General features: G+C 42.6%; 17 protein-coding genes. 15 read left to right on the top strand and 2 right to left on the bottom strand.

Annotated elements, in window-relative coordinates; translation table 11 throughout:
• From cobS to CD31_RS21515, 11 genes are all read left to right on the top strand, one after another.
• Window positions 1-777 (top strand): adenosylcobinamide-GDP ribazoletransferase, encoded by a 777-nt coding sequence (cobS, locus tag CD31_RS21570; RefSeq protein ID WP_036081598.1) that lies wholly within the window; start codon window positions 1-3, stop codon window positions 775-777.
• Entirely contained in the window at window positions 750-1,346 is a 597-nt protein-coding gene (locus tag CD31_RS21565; protein WP_036081119.1) for a histidine phosphatase family protein, read from the top strand. The genes cobS and CD31_RS21565 overlap by 28 nt, the downstream gene beginning before the upstream one ends.
• Window positions 1,298-1,690, top strand: coding sequence for a bifunctional adenosylcobinamide kinase/adenosylcobinamide-phosphate guanylyltransferase (locus CD31_RS21560; RefSeq protein WP_036081116.1), 393 nt, complete (start codon window positions 1,298-1,300; stop codon window positions 1,688-1,690). Before CD31_RS21565 ends, CD31_RS21560 begins: the two co-directional genes overlap by 49 nt.
• Window positions 1,691-1,721: 31 nt before the next feature.
• Window positions 1,722-2,216 carry an ECF transporter S component gene (locus tag CD31_RS21555; RefSeq protein WP_036081113.1) on the top strand — a complete coding sequence of 165 codons (495 nt, stop codon included), beginning with the start codon at window positions 1,722-1,724 and terminating at the stop codon, window positions 2,214-2,216.
• Complete coding sequence (locus CD31_RS21550) at window positions 2,213-2,896, top strand: hypothetical protein (RefSeq protein ID WP_016994986.1); 684 nt, start codon at window positions 2,213-2,215, stop codon at window positions 2,894-2,896. The genes CD31_RS21555 and CD31_RS21550 overlap by 4 nt, the downstream gene beginning before the upstream one ends.
• A gap of 688 nt (window positions 2,897-3,584) precedes the next feature.
• Window positions 3,585-5,318 carry an ABC transporter ATP-binding protein gene (locus tag CD31_RS21540; protein WP_036081107.1) on the top strand — a complete coding sequence of 578 codons (1,734 nt, stop codon included), beginning with the start codon at window positions 3,585-3,587 and terminating at the stop codon, window positions 5,316-5,318.
• The gene (locus tag CD31_RS21535) at window positions 5,315-7,126 is read left to right on the top strand and encodes an ABC transporter ATP-binding protein (RefSeq protein ID WP_052125420.1); all 1,812 of its coding nucleotides are present in this window, start codon (window positions 5,315-5,317) and stop codon (window positions 7,124-7,126) included. The genes CD31_RS21540 and CD31_RS21535 overlap by 4 nt, the downstream gene beginning before the upstream one ends.
• 41 nt (window positions 7,127-7,167) lie before the next feature.
• Window positions 7,168-7,587 (top strand): DUF1801 domain-containing protein, encoded by a 420-nt coding sequence (locus CD31_RS21530; RefSeq protein ID WP_036081104.1) that lies wholly within the window; start codon window positions 7,168-7,170, stop codon window positions 7,585-7,587.
• Between the two features lie 125 nt (window positions 7,588-7,712).
• Complete coding sequence (locus tag CD31_RS21525) at window positions 7,713-8,696, top strand: alpha/beta hydrolase (protein ID WP_036081101.1); 984 nt, start codon at window positions 7,713-7,715, stop codon at window positions 8,694-8,696.
• Window positions 8,697-8,698: 2 nt separating this feature from the next.
• On the top strand, window positions 8,699-9,370 hold the full coding sequence (locus CD31_RS21520) for a response regulator transcription factor (protein WP_036081098.1): 672 nt from the start codon (window positions 8,699-8,701) through the stop codon (window positions 9,368-9,370).
• The gene (locus CD31_RS21515) at window positions 9,367-10,356 is read left to right on the top strand and encodes a sensor histidine kinase (RefSeq protein ID WP_036081095.1); all 990 of its coding nucleotides are present in this window, start codon (window positions 9,367-9,369) and stop codon (window positions 10,354-10,356) included. Before CD31_RS21520 ends, CD31_RS21515 begins: the two co-directional genes overlap by 4 nt.
• Window positions 10,357-10,391: 35 nt before the next feature.
• On the opposite strand, the gene CD31_RS21510 is transcribed toward CD31_RS21515, so the two are convergent.
• Both CD31_RS21510 and CD31_RS21505 read right to left on the bottom strand, forming a co-directional pair.
• On the bottom strand, window positions 10,392-11,261 hold the full coding sequence (locus CD31_RS21510; protein WP_036081093.1) for a DMT family transporter: 870 nt from the start codon (window positions 11,259-11,261) through the stop codon (window positions 10,392-10,394).
• Between the two features lie 110 nt (window positions 11,262-11,371).
• Complete coding sequence (locus CD31_RS21505; RefSeq protein ID WP_036081090.1) at window positions 11,372-12,229, bottom strand: LysR family transcriptional regulator; 858 nt, start codon at window positions 12,227-12,229, stop codon at window positions 11,372-11,374.
• Between the two features lie 136 nt (window positions 12,230-12,365).
• On the opposite strand from CD31_RS21505, the gene CD31_RS21500 reads away from it, so the two are divergent.
• From CD31_RS21500 to CD31_RS21485, 4 genes are all read left to right on the top strand, one after another.
• Window positions 12,366-13,574 (top strand): MFS transporter, encoded by a 1,209-nt coding sequence (locus tag CD31_RS21500; protein WP_036081087.1) that lies wholly within the window; start codon window positions 12,366-12,368, stop codon window positions 13,572-13,574.
• A gap of 29 nt (window positions 13,575-13,603) precedes the next feature.
• Entirely contained in the window at window positions 13,604-13,984 is a 381-nt protein-coding gene (locus CD31_RS21495; protein WP_036081085.1) for an SRPBCC domain-containing protein, read from the top strand.
• A gap of 112 nt (window positions 13,985-14,096) precedes the next feature.
• Window positions 14,097-14,813, top strand: a complete 717-nt coding sequence (locus CD31_RS21490; protein WP_036081082.1) for a toast rack family protein — start codon at window positions 14,097-14,099, stop codon at window positions 14,811-14,813.
• Between the two features lie 137 nt (window positions 14,814-14,950).
• Window positions 14,951-15,475 (top strand): tubby C-terminal domain-like protein, encoded by a 525-nt coding sequence (locus CD31_RS21485; RefSeq protein WP_036081079.1) that lies wholly within the window; start codon window positions 14,951-14,953, stop codon window positions 15,473-15,475.
• Window positions 15,476-15,508 lie beyond the last annotated feature (33 nt).

Here is a 15,508-nt window from a genome sequence, read left to right as displayed (position 1 = left end):
ATGAAAAATTTTTGGCATAGCCTTCAACTGGCATTTCAATTTTTTACGGTATTGCCAGTACATAAAGAGCTTCCATTAACGAGGTCCACCATCACAGGCATGTTTGCTTGCTTACCGTGGATAGGTGCTTTAATGGGCACAACGGTGGCAGCCGTGCTTTATAGTCTTATGCAGTGGACAGCAAGCAGTGAAGTGATGCTAGCTTTTACTGTGATAGGGCTATTTGCTTTATGGACAGGAGGTTTGCACTTAGACGGCTTTATTGATATGGGCGATGCCTACTTTTCCTATCGAGATCGAGAAAAACGATTGGAGATTTTAGATGACCCACGTGTAGGAGCGTTCGGAGTATTGGCTGTGGTGTTTTTATTAATGGGGAAGTTTGTTATTCTACATGAGCTTTTTGTGCAGCAAAGGTTCGCCTTGTGGATGGTACTATTCGTCCCATTTTTAACAAGGGTTGGCATGAGCTTTTATTTTATGTCACTCCATTGCTCAAAGGAAAAAGGTCTTGCTTATTTTTTTAAGTCTCATATGAATGCTAATCGATTGAAAGCGATCATGCTGTTGTCGCTCGTATTGGCGATGACGGTCGTTTTTATCAGCACGCAGCTCTTTCTTCTTCCAGTTGTCTTAGTCGTCGTTTTAGCCATTGCACTTTTTATTTTTCGACAATTTACGTTGCGTAATTTTGGTGGGGTATCTGGCGATTTACTGGGTGCCTCCATTGAAGGGATGGAGGTTGTGCTATGGGTGACATTGTTACTGTGTGCTTAATGCGGCATGCGCCTACAAAAGAGAATCTTGAAAAGCGTTATCTTGGGTGGACGGACGCACCATTAGCAGATACAGCCAAGCTTGCTGTTGTGGATGCATTGGTTAAAAAGGTATATGGCAGTGATCTACAGCGCTGTCGACAAACGGCTGCTCATTATTTTCCCAATGCTAGCTACCAGGCAGAGGCATCCCTTCGAGAGACGAACTTTGGTGCATTCGAAGGAAAAACCTATGAGGAGTTAAAAATGGATGCGCACTATCGGGCATGGATAGATGATCCAATTCGTACACCCCCTCCACAGGGTGAGGCATTCGATGTTTTTATGAAACGTGTTGTAGATGGATTTCATTATTTACCGAAAAATGAGGATAGCTATTATTTAGTGGTTCATGGCGGGGTCATTCGTGCCTTACTTGTTGCGTTTGCGCCAACAGAACAGCCATTTTGGTCCTATCAGGTGCCACATGATAAACAATTTGTTTTAACATTTACAAGAAAGGCTTGGGAGGAGGGAGCACGATGCATGTCTTTATCGGAGGTGCCTATAACGGCAAAACCGACTATGTGATGCGCTTATATAAACAGCAACAGGTGGTCATGATTGCGGACGAACTACCTGAGGTAGCGCCAGCCTGTGATGTCCTTGTCCTGAAGAACTTAGAAAACTGGCTTGTGACACAAGATTTGGAGGAAGATGAACAAATCGTACAAACGGTGCTAGCAACATTACAAGAGCTTGAGCAGCATTGTACACTTGCACTTATTGTAACGGATATGGGGCGTGGTGTTGTACCAATGGATAAGCAAGCCCGACAGCTACGCGATACCTGTGGCCGTTTATACCAAGCTTTGTTCAAGGAAGCGGAGCAGGTTGTACGGATTTGGTATGGAATAGCTGAGCAATTGAAGTAAAGAAGACATTCAACAGAAAAGAGGGAATGATATGGAACGACAAAAATTAAGGAAATGGATTTTGACGGCAATGGTAGCGGCCATCTGTGCAGTAGGAGCAATGATTAAGGTACCAACGTTTATTTCAACGGCTGCACTGGATTCGGCTCCTGCCTTTTTAGGTGTTGTCTTTCTATCCCCCATCTTAGCGGGGGCTGCTGGATTGATCGGTCATTTTATAACGGCATTAACGTCTGGCTTCCCATTAGGGCCATTACATATCATAATCGCGGTGGAAATGTTAATTGTTGTATGGGTCTTCGGGATGATGCATAAAAAAGGCATGCACTTTTGGAAATGGCCGGTTGCCTTAGTATTAAACGGTATTATAGCGCCACTACCATTTTACTTTATTATTAGTCCAGCATTCTTCTGGGGTGCTTTAGGCAGTATTCTGATGGCAACGGTGATCAATTTAATCATTGTCGCGGTAGTTATGCCCATTCTGTCAAAGGTTTTTGTGCGTAAGGAAGGTCGTGTACAGTGAGAAATGCGATGAAAGTGGGCACGTTCATTGCAACAATGGATAATGCTGCAGCCATTGGACAAAAACCGCAAGATGTTGTGTCAGCACCCGATCAACTGACAGCCTATATGACAGCACGTGTGACCTTTTTAGAACAACTTGCTGCACAGGCACTACCTGTCCAAGTTCTACTTGCGAATTTTTCTGGAGATGCTGCATGGTCTCGCTATGAAAAAGGTATTCAGCAAGTGTTTACAGAGGCAGGTCTTACATGCCCAGCCATTTCAGGGAGTACGGAATCCAATATGCCCACATTACAGTCAGGCTTAGCCATTACCATGCTTGGTGAAATCCAGCAGCGTCGAGCATTTGACCACGATCAGCTTAGCTGGTACACCTATGGCCTGCCGCTTGTGGGTGAAGAGGTGTTGGCACAGCCTGAAGATGTGGCGCAGTTGCTGCCAATTTTTCAGGCGTGGCAGGCAGAAATTATTCAGCAAGTATGGCCAGTCGGATCAAAAGGGCTACAAGGAGAATTTGCCCGTTTGTTTGGAGAGCGACATGTGGAATGCGCCCTTGATGGTGCAAAATCAGCAGGCCCTTGTACGGTCATTTTGCTCGGCATTGCTCCAGACAATGAGTCACAGGCACAAAAAATTTTCCTGCGAAATTTTGAGAAGCTGCGAATTTCTGTAAAGTGATGGGGCTTGTTTTGAGCAAATGATCGCATCTTGGGACAGGGCTAGATAATCCAGAGCGAGTGTTATTTTCCTTCGATATGATTCTTGCTCTGGGTAGTTTCTTACTTATTAACAGGATGACGCTGAATCTAAATTAGCTTGCTGTTGCTTGTAAAGGAAAAGGCCCGCTCTGTAGTGTGAAGAAGTCGCTCCAAAGAAGGGCAAACCCGCTCCAAAGTGGAAGGAAGTCGCTCTTAAGGAGGGCAAACCCGCTCCAAAGTGGAAGAAAGTCGCTCTTAAGGAGGGCAAACCCGCTCCAAAGTGGAAAGAATTCGCTCTTAAGGAGGGCAACCTCGCTCCAAAGTGGAAGAAAGCCGCTCCAAAGAAGGGCAAACCCGCTCCAAAGTGGAAGGAAGCCGCTCCAAAGAAGGGCAAACCCGCTCCAAAGTGGAAGGAATTCGCTCTTAAGGAGGGCAACCTCGCTCCAAAGCGAATGAAAGCCGCTCATAAGAAGTGGAACTTCGCTCTAAAAAGTCACCACCCTCCAAAATCTGCTTAGAAATTAAATTTTTTCTCCTTATGAAGACACTACACCACAATCAATCCACTCCAATAATATTACGAGACCCGAAAAATTAGTTGCCAAATGGGAATGATTTTCAGTTATAATGAGGAACGAATGGGACTTAAATAGAACGGAGACGAATGTATGCAGGCAGTTAGACAATTAGGGCAGTATTTGGGGCCTTATAAATTTTTCACCTTGATTGCACCGCTATTGATGGTGCTGGAGGTGACGATGGATTTAATTCAGCCGACCATCATGCAGCATATGATTGATACGGGGATTGCCAATGGGGATAATCGCTACGTATTAACGATGTTTGTGTGGATGCTTGGCAGTGCAGTGCTCGGACTTATCGGTGGAATTGGTTGCTCGTATTATAGCTCGAAGGCGGCGATTCATTTTGCGTCGGATGTTCGACAGGCTCTTTATGAGAAGATGATGACTTACTCGGCCAAGGAGCGAGATGCTTTTACAACGGGGAAGCTGATTACGATTTTAACGAGTGATGTGGAAAGTATTCAGCGTGCCTTTATGATGACGCTGCGTATTTTTGTGCGTGGGCCATTGCTCTTTATCGGCGCAGTGATTATTGTGTTTGTGACAGCACGTGAGCTTTTTTCCATATTGCTCATTATCGTGCCATTGTTGATTATCGCAATGTACTTTTTCACAAAGTATTCGGGTGTGCTGTATCGTCGTGTTCAGGAGGCGATTGATGCGGTCAATACGAAGCTACAGGAAAATTTGGCGGGTATTCGTGTGGTTAAAGCCTTTCGCCGTGAGACACAGCAGGTGGCACAGTTTGGAGAATTAAATGAGGCGCTGACGAAACGCTTTATCACAGCTGAGCAAATTGTTGGCGTGCTTGTACCCTTTACGATGTTTGTTGTCAATCTTGGGATTGTAGCCGCGCTTTGGCTTGGAGCCATTAAGGTAGACGCGGGTACGCTGCAAGTTGGCGTTATTCTTGCATTTATCAACTATTTAACAATTATTTTAAATGGACTGATGTCCTCTAGTATGGTGCTGATGCAAATAGCGCGAGCTTTGCCTTCAGGAGAGCGCATTGTGGATGTGTTAAACAAAGACATTGCTGTTAAGGAAGCGGACCATGCGCTGACAGATCCAATAAAAGGGGCCATTGACTTTGATCAGGTGAGCTATCGCTACTATGAAACAGCTGAGGATGTCCTTAAAAAGATTTCATTTTCGGTGAAGCCAGGGCAAACGGTCGGCATTATTGGGAAAACAGGTAGTGGTAAATCGACGCTTGTGAAGCTATTACCTCGCTTATTTGATCCAACTGGTGGCGAAATCCGCATAGATGGAAAACCGCTAACATCCTACTCACTCGCAACCCTACGTGAGCATATCGGATTTACTTCACAAAAAGCATTATTGTTCTCTGGACCGATTGAAAAAAATATCCGCCTCGGCAAGGATGATGCGACAGCTGAGGACATACAGCAGGCATTAGAGGCCGCCTGTGCCAGTGAATTTATAGAACGACTTGAAAAGGGCTTAGCGCATGAATTGTCACAGGGCGCTACGAATCTTTCGGGTGGACAGAAGCAGCGCCTTGCATTAAGTCGTGCGTTTATTCGAAAGCCTGCCATTTTGGTGCTGGACGATACAACGTCAGCGCTCGATAGTGCATCGGAACAACATGTGCAGCGAGCTATTGCCACCTATTATCAAGACACAACGACCTTCATCGTAGCGTCGAAAATTGCCTCCATACAGCAGGCAGATGTTATTTTGGTACTAGAGGATGGCGACATTGTTGGGCAAGGAACCCATCAGCAGCTTCTACAATCAAATGCGCATTATCAAGCAATTTATGCGTCACAGCAAAAGGCTGGTGAACAAGGATGAGTCAAGGTCAACCTAAGCAAATGAATTTTGGACGTGGACCGCGTATGGGGGGACCAGCTGAGAAGGCGAAAAATCAAAGGGAGACATTGTCACGTGTATGGCATTATGTCAAGCAACAAAAAGTAGGGCTGTTTTTCTCTATCTTTTTTGTCATTGCCTCGACCTTTTTAAGCCTTGCAGGACCCTATATGATCGGCCATATTATTGATGATTACATTATGAAAAAAGATATTAATGGAACGATTCGTTTAGGTATTGTGTTAGCTGTTATTTTTACAGTGGCATCTATTCTGACATGGCTGCAAACCTATGTCATGATTCATGTCGCAATGAAAACCATTCGGACATTGCGTCTGGAACTATTTCAAAAGCTTCAGACGCTGACATTACGCTTCTTTGATCAGCGTGCACTTGGGGATTTAATGAGTCGTGTGACCAACGATATTGATAATTTAAATACCGCACTTGCGCAAAGTGTTACGCAAATCGTGTCGTCCATTTTAACTGTAATTGGTGTCAGTATCGCTATGTTTACATTAAGCTGGCAATTAGCAATCGTGACATTGATTATTATTCCGCTGATCGTTTACACAACCAAGCAAATCATTAAACGCAGCAGTAGAAATTATGCAGCACGACAACGAGATCTTGGGAAGCTGAACGGCTACATTGAGGAAATGATTACAGGTGCGGAGGTACTAACGCTTTTTGGCAAGGAGCAGCAAACGATTGATACGTTCCATCAGCAAAACGAAAGTCTACGAAACTCTGCCCAACGAGCAGAAATTACCTCCGGCTTACTAGGTCCGATTAATAACTTTATGAATAATTTAGGCCTTGCTGTCGTCATCGGAACAGGTGCTTTTTTAGCAGTGAAGAGTATTGTTACAGTGGGGATTATTGCCGCCTTTGTGACCTATACACGGCAATTTTTCCGTCCGCTTAATCAGCTATCTAATCTATTAAACACCTTCCAGTCTGCTATTGCTGGGGCAGAGCGTGTTTTTGAGATACTAGATGAACCCTCAGAGGTAGCCGACAAGCCTAATGCTATCAAGACGACATCGCTCAAGGGGGATGTTGTTTTCAAGCAAGTATCATTTAGCTATGAGCCAAATAAGCCTGTGTTAAAAAACATTGACTTCCATGCTAAGGCAGGAGAGACCATTGCGCTTGTTGGCCCAACAGGCTCAGGCAAAACAACGATTATCAATTTATTAACACGTTTTTATGACGTCGATCAAGGTGAGATTTTGATTGATGGGCATAATATTGAACACTATCAGATGGCAACGCTTCGTCAAAGAGTCGGTGTGGTTTTACAGGACACCTATTTGTTCTCGGGAACGATTCGTGAAAATATTCGCTTTGGAAAGCTAGATGCGACCGATGAAGAGGTTGTGGAAGCGGCAAAAATTGCGAATGCCCATCATTTTATTAAATATTTACCAGCGCAATACGAAACGCTCGTGCAGGCAGGTGGAGCCAATTTAAGTCAGGGGCAGCGTCAGCTTATCGCGATTGCCCGTGCAATTCTAGAGAATGCAGATATTTTAATTTTGGATGAAGCGACATCCAGCGTGGATACCCAAACAGAGGTCGATATTCAAAAAGGCTTACAGCATTTAATGCAGGGACGCACAAGCTTTGTCATTGCCCATCGTCTGAAAACAATCGAAAATGCCGATCAAATCCTCGTGATTCAGCAGGGAGAAATTGTCGAGCAGGGTAATCATCGAGAGCTGATGCAGCAGCAGGGGATCTATCGTCATCTTCAACAAAAGCTATTGTTAGAGCAGGTAGAATAGGGAATAATAAAGGTACATCTTCCAGAAGGCGAGGGATTGACATGTATGAATTAAAGACCAAGGAAACGGATGTAAGTGTCATTGAATTTATTGAAAGTGTAGAACATCCAAAAAAGCGAGAAGACGCCTATCGATTATTGGATATTTTTACAGAGGTCACAGGCTATGAAGCCAAAATGTGGGGACCGAGCATTATAGGCTTTGGTAAATATCATTACAAATATGAAACAGGCCATGAAGGAGATGCCCCACTAGCTGCCTATTCCCCTCGCAAAGCGAAAATTAGCTTATATTTTGCTCCAGGGGATGACCGAGAGCAACTATTACAACAGTTTGGTAAACATACAACAGGAAAAGCCTGCGTTTATATTAATAAGCTAGCTGATGTGAATGAGGACATTTTAAAAGCCCTTATCCAACAAACCATCGATTTTTTACAAAAAACCTATCCAGATGCTTAATCAAGAGAGCTGCCTATTAGTAGGTAGCTTTTTTGTATGAAATTTATCTATTTTCTCCAAAAGTTTAGTAGAAATTTATTTTTACCGTGTATCCTTGCAAGTATCAACGAAAAGAGGAGATACGTATGAAAAAGAAAGCAAAGAAAATGATTGTCTGTATGGGGGCATTGATCGTGCTTGGAATGGTGATCGTTTGTATTTATCACTATAGCTTAATACAGAAGGAGTCAGCTATTTTACAACCTAACGGCACATTAAACAATGTAGAGGGTCAAAATCTCCATGTCTATCAGGAGGGGGCTGGCGAGGATACATATGTTTTTATGGCTGGCTCAGGTATCGCAGCACCCGTATATGAGCTAAAAGGGCTGTATCGTCAGTTTTCACAGCATCATCAAATTGCAGTAGTGGATCGAGCTGGCTATGGCTATAGCGACGTAGCCCATGATGATAGAGGAATCGATACGATTTTAGCGCAAACTCGAGAGGCACTTCTGCAAAGTGGGCTTGAACCGCCCTATGTCCTTGTGCCACATTCCATTTCTGGGCTAGAGGCCATTTACTGGGCGCAAAAATACCCAGAGGAAGTAAAGGGCATCATCGCTCTGGACATCGGCTTACCTAGCCAATATGTAAAGCATCCAATGGGCACAGTCGATCGGTGGATGGTGAGAGGCATGCACCTCGCTACTAAACTCGGCTTACATCGACTTTTGCCAACTCAGGTCTATAATCCGCAAGTACTTCAAATGACGTTTTTAACAGCACAGGAAAAGGAAATCTATCAGGCGTTGTCCTTTAAGCAATTTTTTAATGAAGATATGCAAAATGAGCTGTTGCAGGTCTACGAAAATAGTTTACAATCAGAACAGCTCAAAAAGCCGCAAGACACGCCTATCTTACTGATTGATGCGATTGCGGAAGAAAATAAACATTCGAAATATACGAAGCAAAATCGGCAGGATTATGCTGACTTTGCAAAGCAATTCACTAATGCACAGGTGAAAGAGGTTAGTGGGACACATAGTATATATCTCTATCAGCCAGATGCAATCTATCAACTGGCGATGGAATTTATGAAAACAACGGGCGATGAGAAAGGTCGATAAGTATGAAAGGATTTAGAATCTTAATTATAGAAGACGATCACATGATTGGTGATCTACTGCAAAAAATAGTACAGCGTGAGGGCTATGAGGCAATCTGGAAAACAGATGGCAAGGATATGATGGCGCTGATTCAGCAGGTGGATTTAGTCATTATGGATATAATGCTGCCAGGAGAGGATGGCTATCAATTAAGTAAAAACATCAAACGATTAGGCTTAAATATTCCAATCATTTTTCTATCAGCACGTAATGATATTGAAAGTAAGCTAGAGGGGTTGATGGTCGGAGAGGATTACCTGACAAAGCCATTTGATCCGCGAGAGCTGTTGCTAAGAATGCAAAAAATGCTCGCACAACAGTATGGTACATTTACGCAAATTCAGCATTTATTGATCGATGGGGAGCGCCGTCAAGTATTTCATCATAGTATCCATGATGAAATTGCCCTAACAGCGATTGAGCGAAAAATTTTCTTTTATTTATTTGACCATCGAGACCGCGTATTAACAAAGGAACATTTCTTTGATTATCTTTGGCCGCTTGATGAACGCAATCATAATATTTTGAATGTCCATATTAAAAAAATTCGAACAAAGCTACAAGACCCGAAAGGCAATATTATGCAAAATATTTATGGAGAAGGGTATCGTTTAAATACCTATAATAGAAAATGACCTTAAAAACAAAATACCGTACCTTGTTATTTGTAGCCATTGGGAGTGTGCCGATTGTACTATTAGGCATTAGTGTGGCCATGTCAATTTTGTATGACAAGGCCTTTAAAATGAAAAATAACGGCATTCCGTTTCATGAGTCCTATGCCTATCCTGTGATGCTGATTGCGTTTGTGCTAGCTTTAGGAATGCTCGCATGGCTTTTTTCCGCATCGATTCATTCTTTACTATCCAAAATTACACTACTTAATAAAACAATACGAGAACTAGCGAGTAATGAGCGAATACCTGACACCTTAACAATAAAAAGTGAGGATGAAATCGGGCAGCTTAGCCAATCCGTCAATCTCTTAATTGAGCGTACAACTTACCGAGAATTAGAGCTTGCTCAGCAGCAGGAGCTTCAAAAAGAGCTGCTACAAAAGTTGCGACATGACATTCATACGCCGTTAACGGCTATCCGTTTGCAGCTGTTTTATCTAGAGGATCAACTACAGGGGCAGCCTAAATTGGTGGAATCCTTACATGCACAAATTCAATATATCACAAATTTAACAAATGCATTTCAGTTACAGTCCTTTGATACGAGTGAACAGTCCTATGTCATGCAGGAGGAGGTTCAACTTGTCCCAATGCTACAAATGATGATAAAGAAGTGGCAGTATCTATATCGCATGCAGAATATTTCGCTGCATTTTCAGCATGATGATTTACAAGCAACTTGGCTTAGCAATGAATTGTGGCTACAGCGTTTATTCGATAATGTCTTTCAAAACACATTAAAGCATGCCCAAGCAACCAAGCTAGAGGTGACGATCAAGGACGGGCAAGTTGTTATGTGTGATGATGGTATTGGTTTTACGCCTGAAGATGAGCATGGCGGACTTGGGCTTAAAATCATTCAGGATATTGCTAAAACACTGAATATCGAAGCTTTTTTACAATCAAATAAGAATGGCACGACCTTCTACTTTTCACACCAATAAAAAACAACGGCAGCCTTTGCCGTTGTTTTTTTCTTTTACACTGATTTTCGTTGCTGTAGTAAGAACAGGGCTAGTCCTAGTAAAATGACCAAAATACCGATCCCCTGTTGAACGGAAATCATCTCATCTAAAATAAAATAAGCTAATATACAGGTGCCGATTGTTTCGCCTAAAATACTCATGGAAATCACCGTTGTACTTAACCATTTCAATAGCCAATTAAAGATGGTTTGCCCGAAAATCGTTGCAATGACGGCCAGCCCTACAAGAGACCACCAGGTGGAGGCTGAATAATCGAAAAACGATTCTTTCATAAAGAGGGCATAAACGGCTAAAAAGATCGAGCTACTGCCATAGCCGATAATAGAATAGGGAATGAGCGATAAATCCTTGCGCACGGATTGCCCAATAAAAAAGTAGGCTGTAATAATACCTGCCGCAATAAAGGCAAGAATATCGCCATAAAGGGCTTGTCCACTAATCTGGAAATCTTGCCAGCCAATAATGAAGCAGCCGATGATCGCTACGAAGCAGCCCACAATCGCTCCTTTTGAAAATCGCTCTTTAAATAAAAAATAGCTGCCTACTAAAGAGAATAGTGGCTGTAGTGTCACAATGACGGTTGAACTAGCCACAGATGTGTAGTTTAATGATTCAAACCATAACACATAATGACAGGACAAAAATAAGCCTGATAAAATGCCAAGTCCCCATTGTTTTTTCGAAAGACTTGCAAGCTCCTGCCGCAAGCTCTTCTGTGCCAATAAAAAGGGAAGAAGCACTAGCATCGCAAAAAATAGTCGATAAAAGGCCGTAATCGCTGGTGGTGCATCAGCTAGCTTAACAAAGATTGCTGAGGTAGATAATGCAAATACTGCAAAAAATAACGAGATGTAATAAAACATGATGTACTCCTAAGCATTTACAAGATTAATAATGACAAACCTATTATAGTGTAGTCCGCATGAATAATATAGGGTTTTTAGAATATTAGCACAAAATAGGTTGATCCGAGTTAATTCATCTCAAGCAAGGATTCAATGACCTGCTTTAATTGCAGGATGAAGGGCTGCTTACTGTCATCTTTTTTATAGATATAAACTGTTTCGATAACATTGTGAAGCTCGTCTAAGTCATAAAAATGCAGGTCAGGACAAGGATAAAGTGCTAGTAATTTGGTATTTAAAACAGCTAGCGTTTGCTCGATTTCAAGAAAATCTAAAATACTACTAACCGATTTAATCTCCTTCATCGTAAAAGGTACCTGCTTTTCAGTGAGCCATTGTGCTAATGCATGGGTATACATGCAGCCCTTACTTAACACAAGCAATGTGACAGGTGTTCGTTGTTCAAAGTCGATGATATGAGCGGAGCTTGAGATAACTTCAAATGTCTCTGTGGCTAGTACATCATAGTGTAGATCGCTATAATGCTTGATTGGATTACTTGTCAATGCACAATCTATTTCCGCCAGGTGGACTTTAGAATTTAAGGCTGTACTTGATTCGACAGTGAAATCAACATCAATCGGACTTTGACTAGTTTGCAGTGCGTTCATAATGGATGGTCCATATATTTTTATGGTTGTATGAGATGTACCAACCAAAATGCTCGTTTGTGTAGGGCCGATGGTATGTAAAAAGTCTTCATACTGCTCGGCAACTTTCTTTAAAAACTGTAAATAATGTTGACCTACCTCTGTCAGCTTTAAGCCTTGGGGTGTTCGTTTAAAGACGTCCTGCCCAATTTCACGCTCCATTTTTTTCACCTTTGCTGTTAAGGCAGATTGTGTATAATTGGTGATTTCAGCCGATTTACTCAAGTTTTGCCTCTCTAAAAGCTCCATTTTTAAGGCAATTTCTTCAATGTTCATGTTGTTCCTCACATACCTATAGAATTTTTTAATAGCCGCTATCATTTTCCTCCATTTTACGTACGCGAGCTGTCCACGTACACTCTAGATAATGAAAAGGTATACTGCAAAAGCAGTAACCTGATGGAGGGTTATGATGCAGACATATTATCGATGGGTTATCTTGCTTGTGGCTACACTTTCGCAGACAGCCGCAACCTTTGTGACCTACGGAATGGGGCCAGTTGCCTCTTTTTATCAAATGGAGTGGCACTTAACATCCTTCCAAACAGGGCTCATTGTTTCAGCCGTCAATATAGGACCAATTTTCTCCATGCTGCTATTCGGCTATCTCATGGATAAAAAGGGAGAAAAGCAGATTATTGGATGGGGATCGCTACTACTGGGCCTGTCAGCCTTATTGCTAATACCCGTGAATCATTATACGACATTGCTCCTCGTATTAATAGTTGTGGGGATCTGGTATGGCAGTGCGCAAACAGGTGGCAGTACAGCTATTGTGAAATGGTTTCCTGACAAGCATCGAGGACTTGCGATTGGGATTCGCCAAACAGGTATTCCGATTGGTGGTGCCTTGGCTTCCACTGTGTTGACCTATTTGTATCAACATCATCATCTTTCCTCTGTTCATTTAGCGCAGGGCTTGATGGCGATTGGAGGGGGACTATTATTTTTATTGCTGTACAAAGAACCAAAACAGCATGACACCGCTACGGCACCTCTCATTCCCTTTAAAGAAAAGATGCGTGCTATTCGGCATAATCGAGCGCTCTATCCCTTATTTTTTGTGGGCATGGTCATGATGTCCCTCCAAATGATTATCATTGCTCATTTTATGAGCTATTTACATCATGAAGGTGGGTATTCATTAACTGAGGCAGGGCGCTATTTAAGTCTGATTTTACTTGGAGGGATGCTTGGGAGAATTGTACTTGCTTGGATGAGTGATCATTATTTCGCTCAAAAACGAGAGCCATTATTAGTGCTCGTTATGGTCGCTACATTTCTGATGGTTGGCTGTTTACCCTTTGTCATACATAGCGAGGACCTCATGATTGTATTTTGCAGTGTATTTGGGTTTTTAGCGCTTGGCTGGTATTCCATTTATATCACTTGTGTCACGGAACAATCCGATTCGCAAGCAGTAGGACTGACTGTAAGTGCAGCGTTAACGATTAATCAGTTCTTTATTGTCTTGGCACCAACGGTTTATGGTTTATTGGTTGCTGTTTTTTCCAGCTATCAGCTCGCTTTGGATGTTATTGCTGTGATGGTTATACTGGGGGCATTTCACTTATACAGAACATCCCAAGGTAGTCTAACTTCTGAAAGTTCGGTAAAATAATGGGAAAGAGGAAATGGAGGTTGCTGCGAATGACCAGTTCGATTTGGATTGAGGCAAAGATTGATAAAGTATGGCAGGCGATTACAGAGGAGCAATCCCTCTCCCGATGGTACGCACCAGGCTCCACGTGGGATATCCCTATATTAGCAGCTGGAGAAAAGATGACATTTACCTTAATGCCAAATGCGCATAATCAGCTTTCTGAAAAACTGCCGATGCAGCTAACAATTCAGCAAGTGAAGAAAAATGAGGAATTTTCCTTCTATCTAGAAGTTCCTGAAACATTAATCGCTATGACGCTAGCCGAACAGGGGAATGGCACGACGGTGAGCTTTAATTCACCAGGCTATGATGCCTCTCTTGCGAATTTAAAGGCATTGCTGGAGGGGCATGACATTCCTTATCAGTAAGCCTCTCTACGTCTTAGGTCTTAGATGAATTTCGAGCGTAGGGTCGTATTTTAATTTCCTTCCTCCTATATAATGAAATTATTGGTAGATTATACGGCGGGAGGAAATAATAGTGAAAAAATTAGTTGGTTTAGGTGTCGTAATGGGCACGTCAGCATTGGTATTATCAGGGTGCTTTTCCTTTATTCCAAATAAAATGCGAGAGGAAGCCATTTTGGTAGAAAAGGATAAAGTGAAAGCATTAGAGGTAGACATTGATTTAGGTGTTGGCGAAATGAATGTATCGAGTGGAGCAAAGGAATGGGTTGAGGGCAACGCAGAATATAATATAAAAAAGCTAGCTCCTCAGGTAGACTATGATGTACATGGCGATACAGGAGAAGTGGAAATTAAGCATAAGGGCTCAACGAAGCTTGGGCTCTCAAATATTAAAAACACGTGGGCGATTCAACTGAACGACAGCATCCCTATGGATCTGACTGTGGAAACAGGTGCCTCTCTTGCCAACCTCGATTTACAGGGTCTTCAGCTGGAAAAGCTCGATATTGAAGCGGGTGTCGGTGATCTAACGGTTAATCTAGGTGGCGATTGGAAAAAGAGCTTTACAACGACTATTGAAACAGGCGTTGGTCAAACAACGGTCATTTTACCCTCAAAGGTTGGCGTGAAATTAACGACAGAAAAAGGCATTGGCTCATCTAATGTGGAGGGCCTGATGTCAAAAGGCAATGGTGTCTATGTCAACGAAGCTTACGACAAGGCGGATGTTGTGCTAGAGGTCAATTCGGAATTGGGCATCGGGGAAATTACCTTTAAGTTAGATCGATAGACAATGGAGTGGGTTCTTTCAGGGAGGAAATACCAGCACCACAATAATCATAATAGGCGCGGCAAATACATCCTTTGTATTTGGCGCTTATTTTATGGTAGCTTTAAGAAAGCAATTGTTTTAAAGGAGCGAATGGATTGAAAATCTATACATACAAGCAACCAGCGGCCATCGAGTCAACAGAGACCGTTACTATTTTAAATGAAGCGGGGGAGGTATCATCCACCGTTCAACGCGTGTATTCCAATGCACTAAAAAAAGCATTCGATAAAACGATGGACTATCGTTATTTCGTTCGTTTTGATGTCAATGATCGCAAGGGTCAGCCGCTTTTCACATGTAAAAAAGTATCCCGTCGCGGGCGCGTGCATTTCCGTGGCAAGGATTTGGTAACAGGCAAAGACTATATGATTGCCTATGATGGCTGGCAAATTATGATTCCTGATTTAGTTATTACCGATGGCGAACAGCAAATCAAGCTTAACAAAGAAATGGAGGACTGGTCTGTTTTTACTGTGAATGAACAGCCTATTGCACGCTGGCAAGCGACTTTCTGCGAGACGCATTTTGACATTACACTGCAAATTGAAGACAGCAGTCCCATTCAGCAGGAAGCCTTTTTTATTGCCATCGGACAGGCAGTGCTGTTTGTTGGGGCTTAAAAGAAAGGCAGATGGAAGAAAGGGCTTGATGAA

The sequence above is a fragment of the Lysinibacillus boronitolerans JCM 21713 = 10a = NBRC 103108 genome (genome assembly GCF_000772935.1).
GTDB lineage: Bacteria > Bacillota > Bacilli > Bacillales_A > Planococcaceae > Lysinibacillus > Lysinibacillus boronitolerans.
Note: the sequence above shows the minus strand (reverse complement) of the source record. Positions and strands in the feature narration are given on the sequence as shown.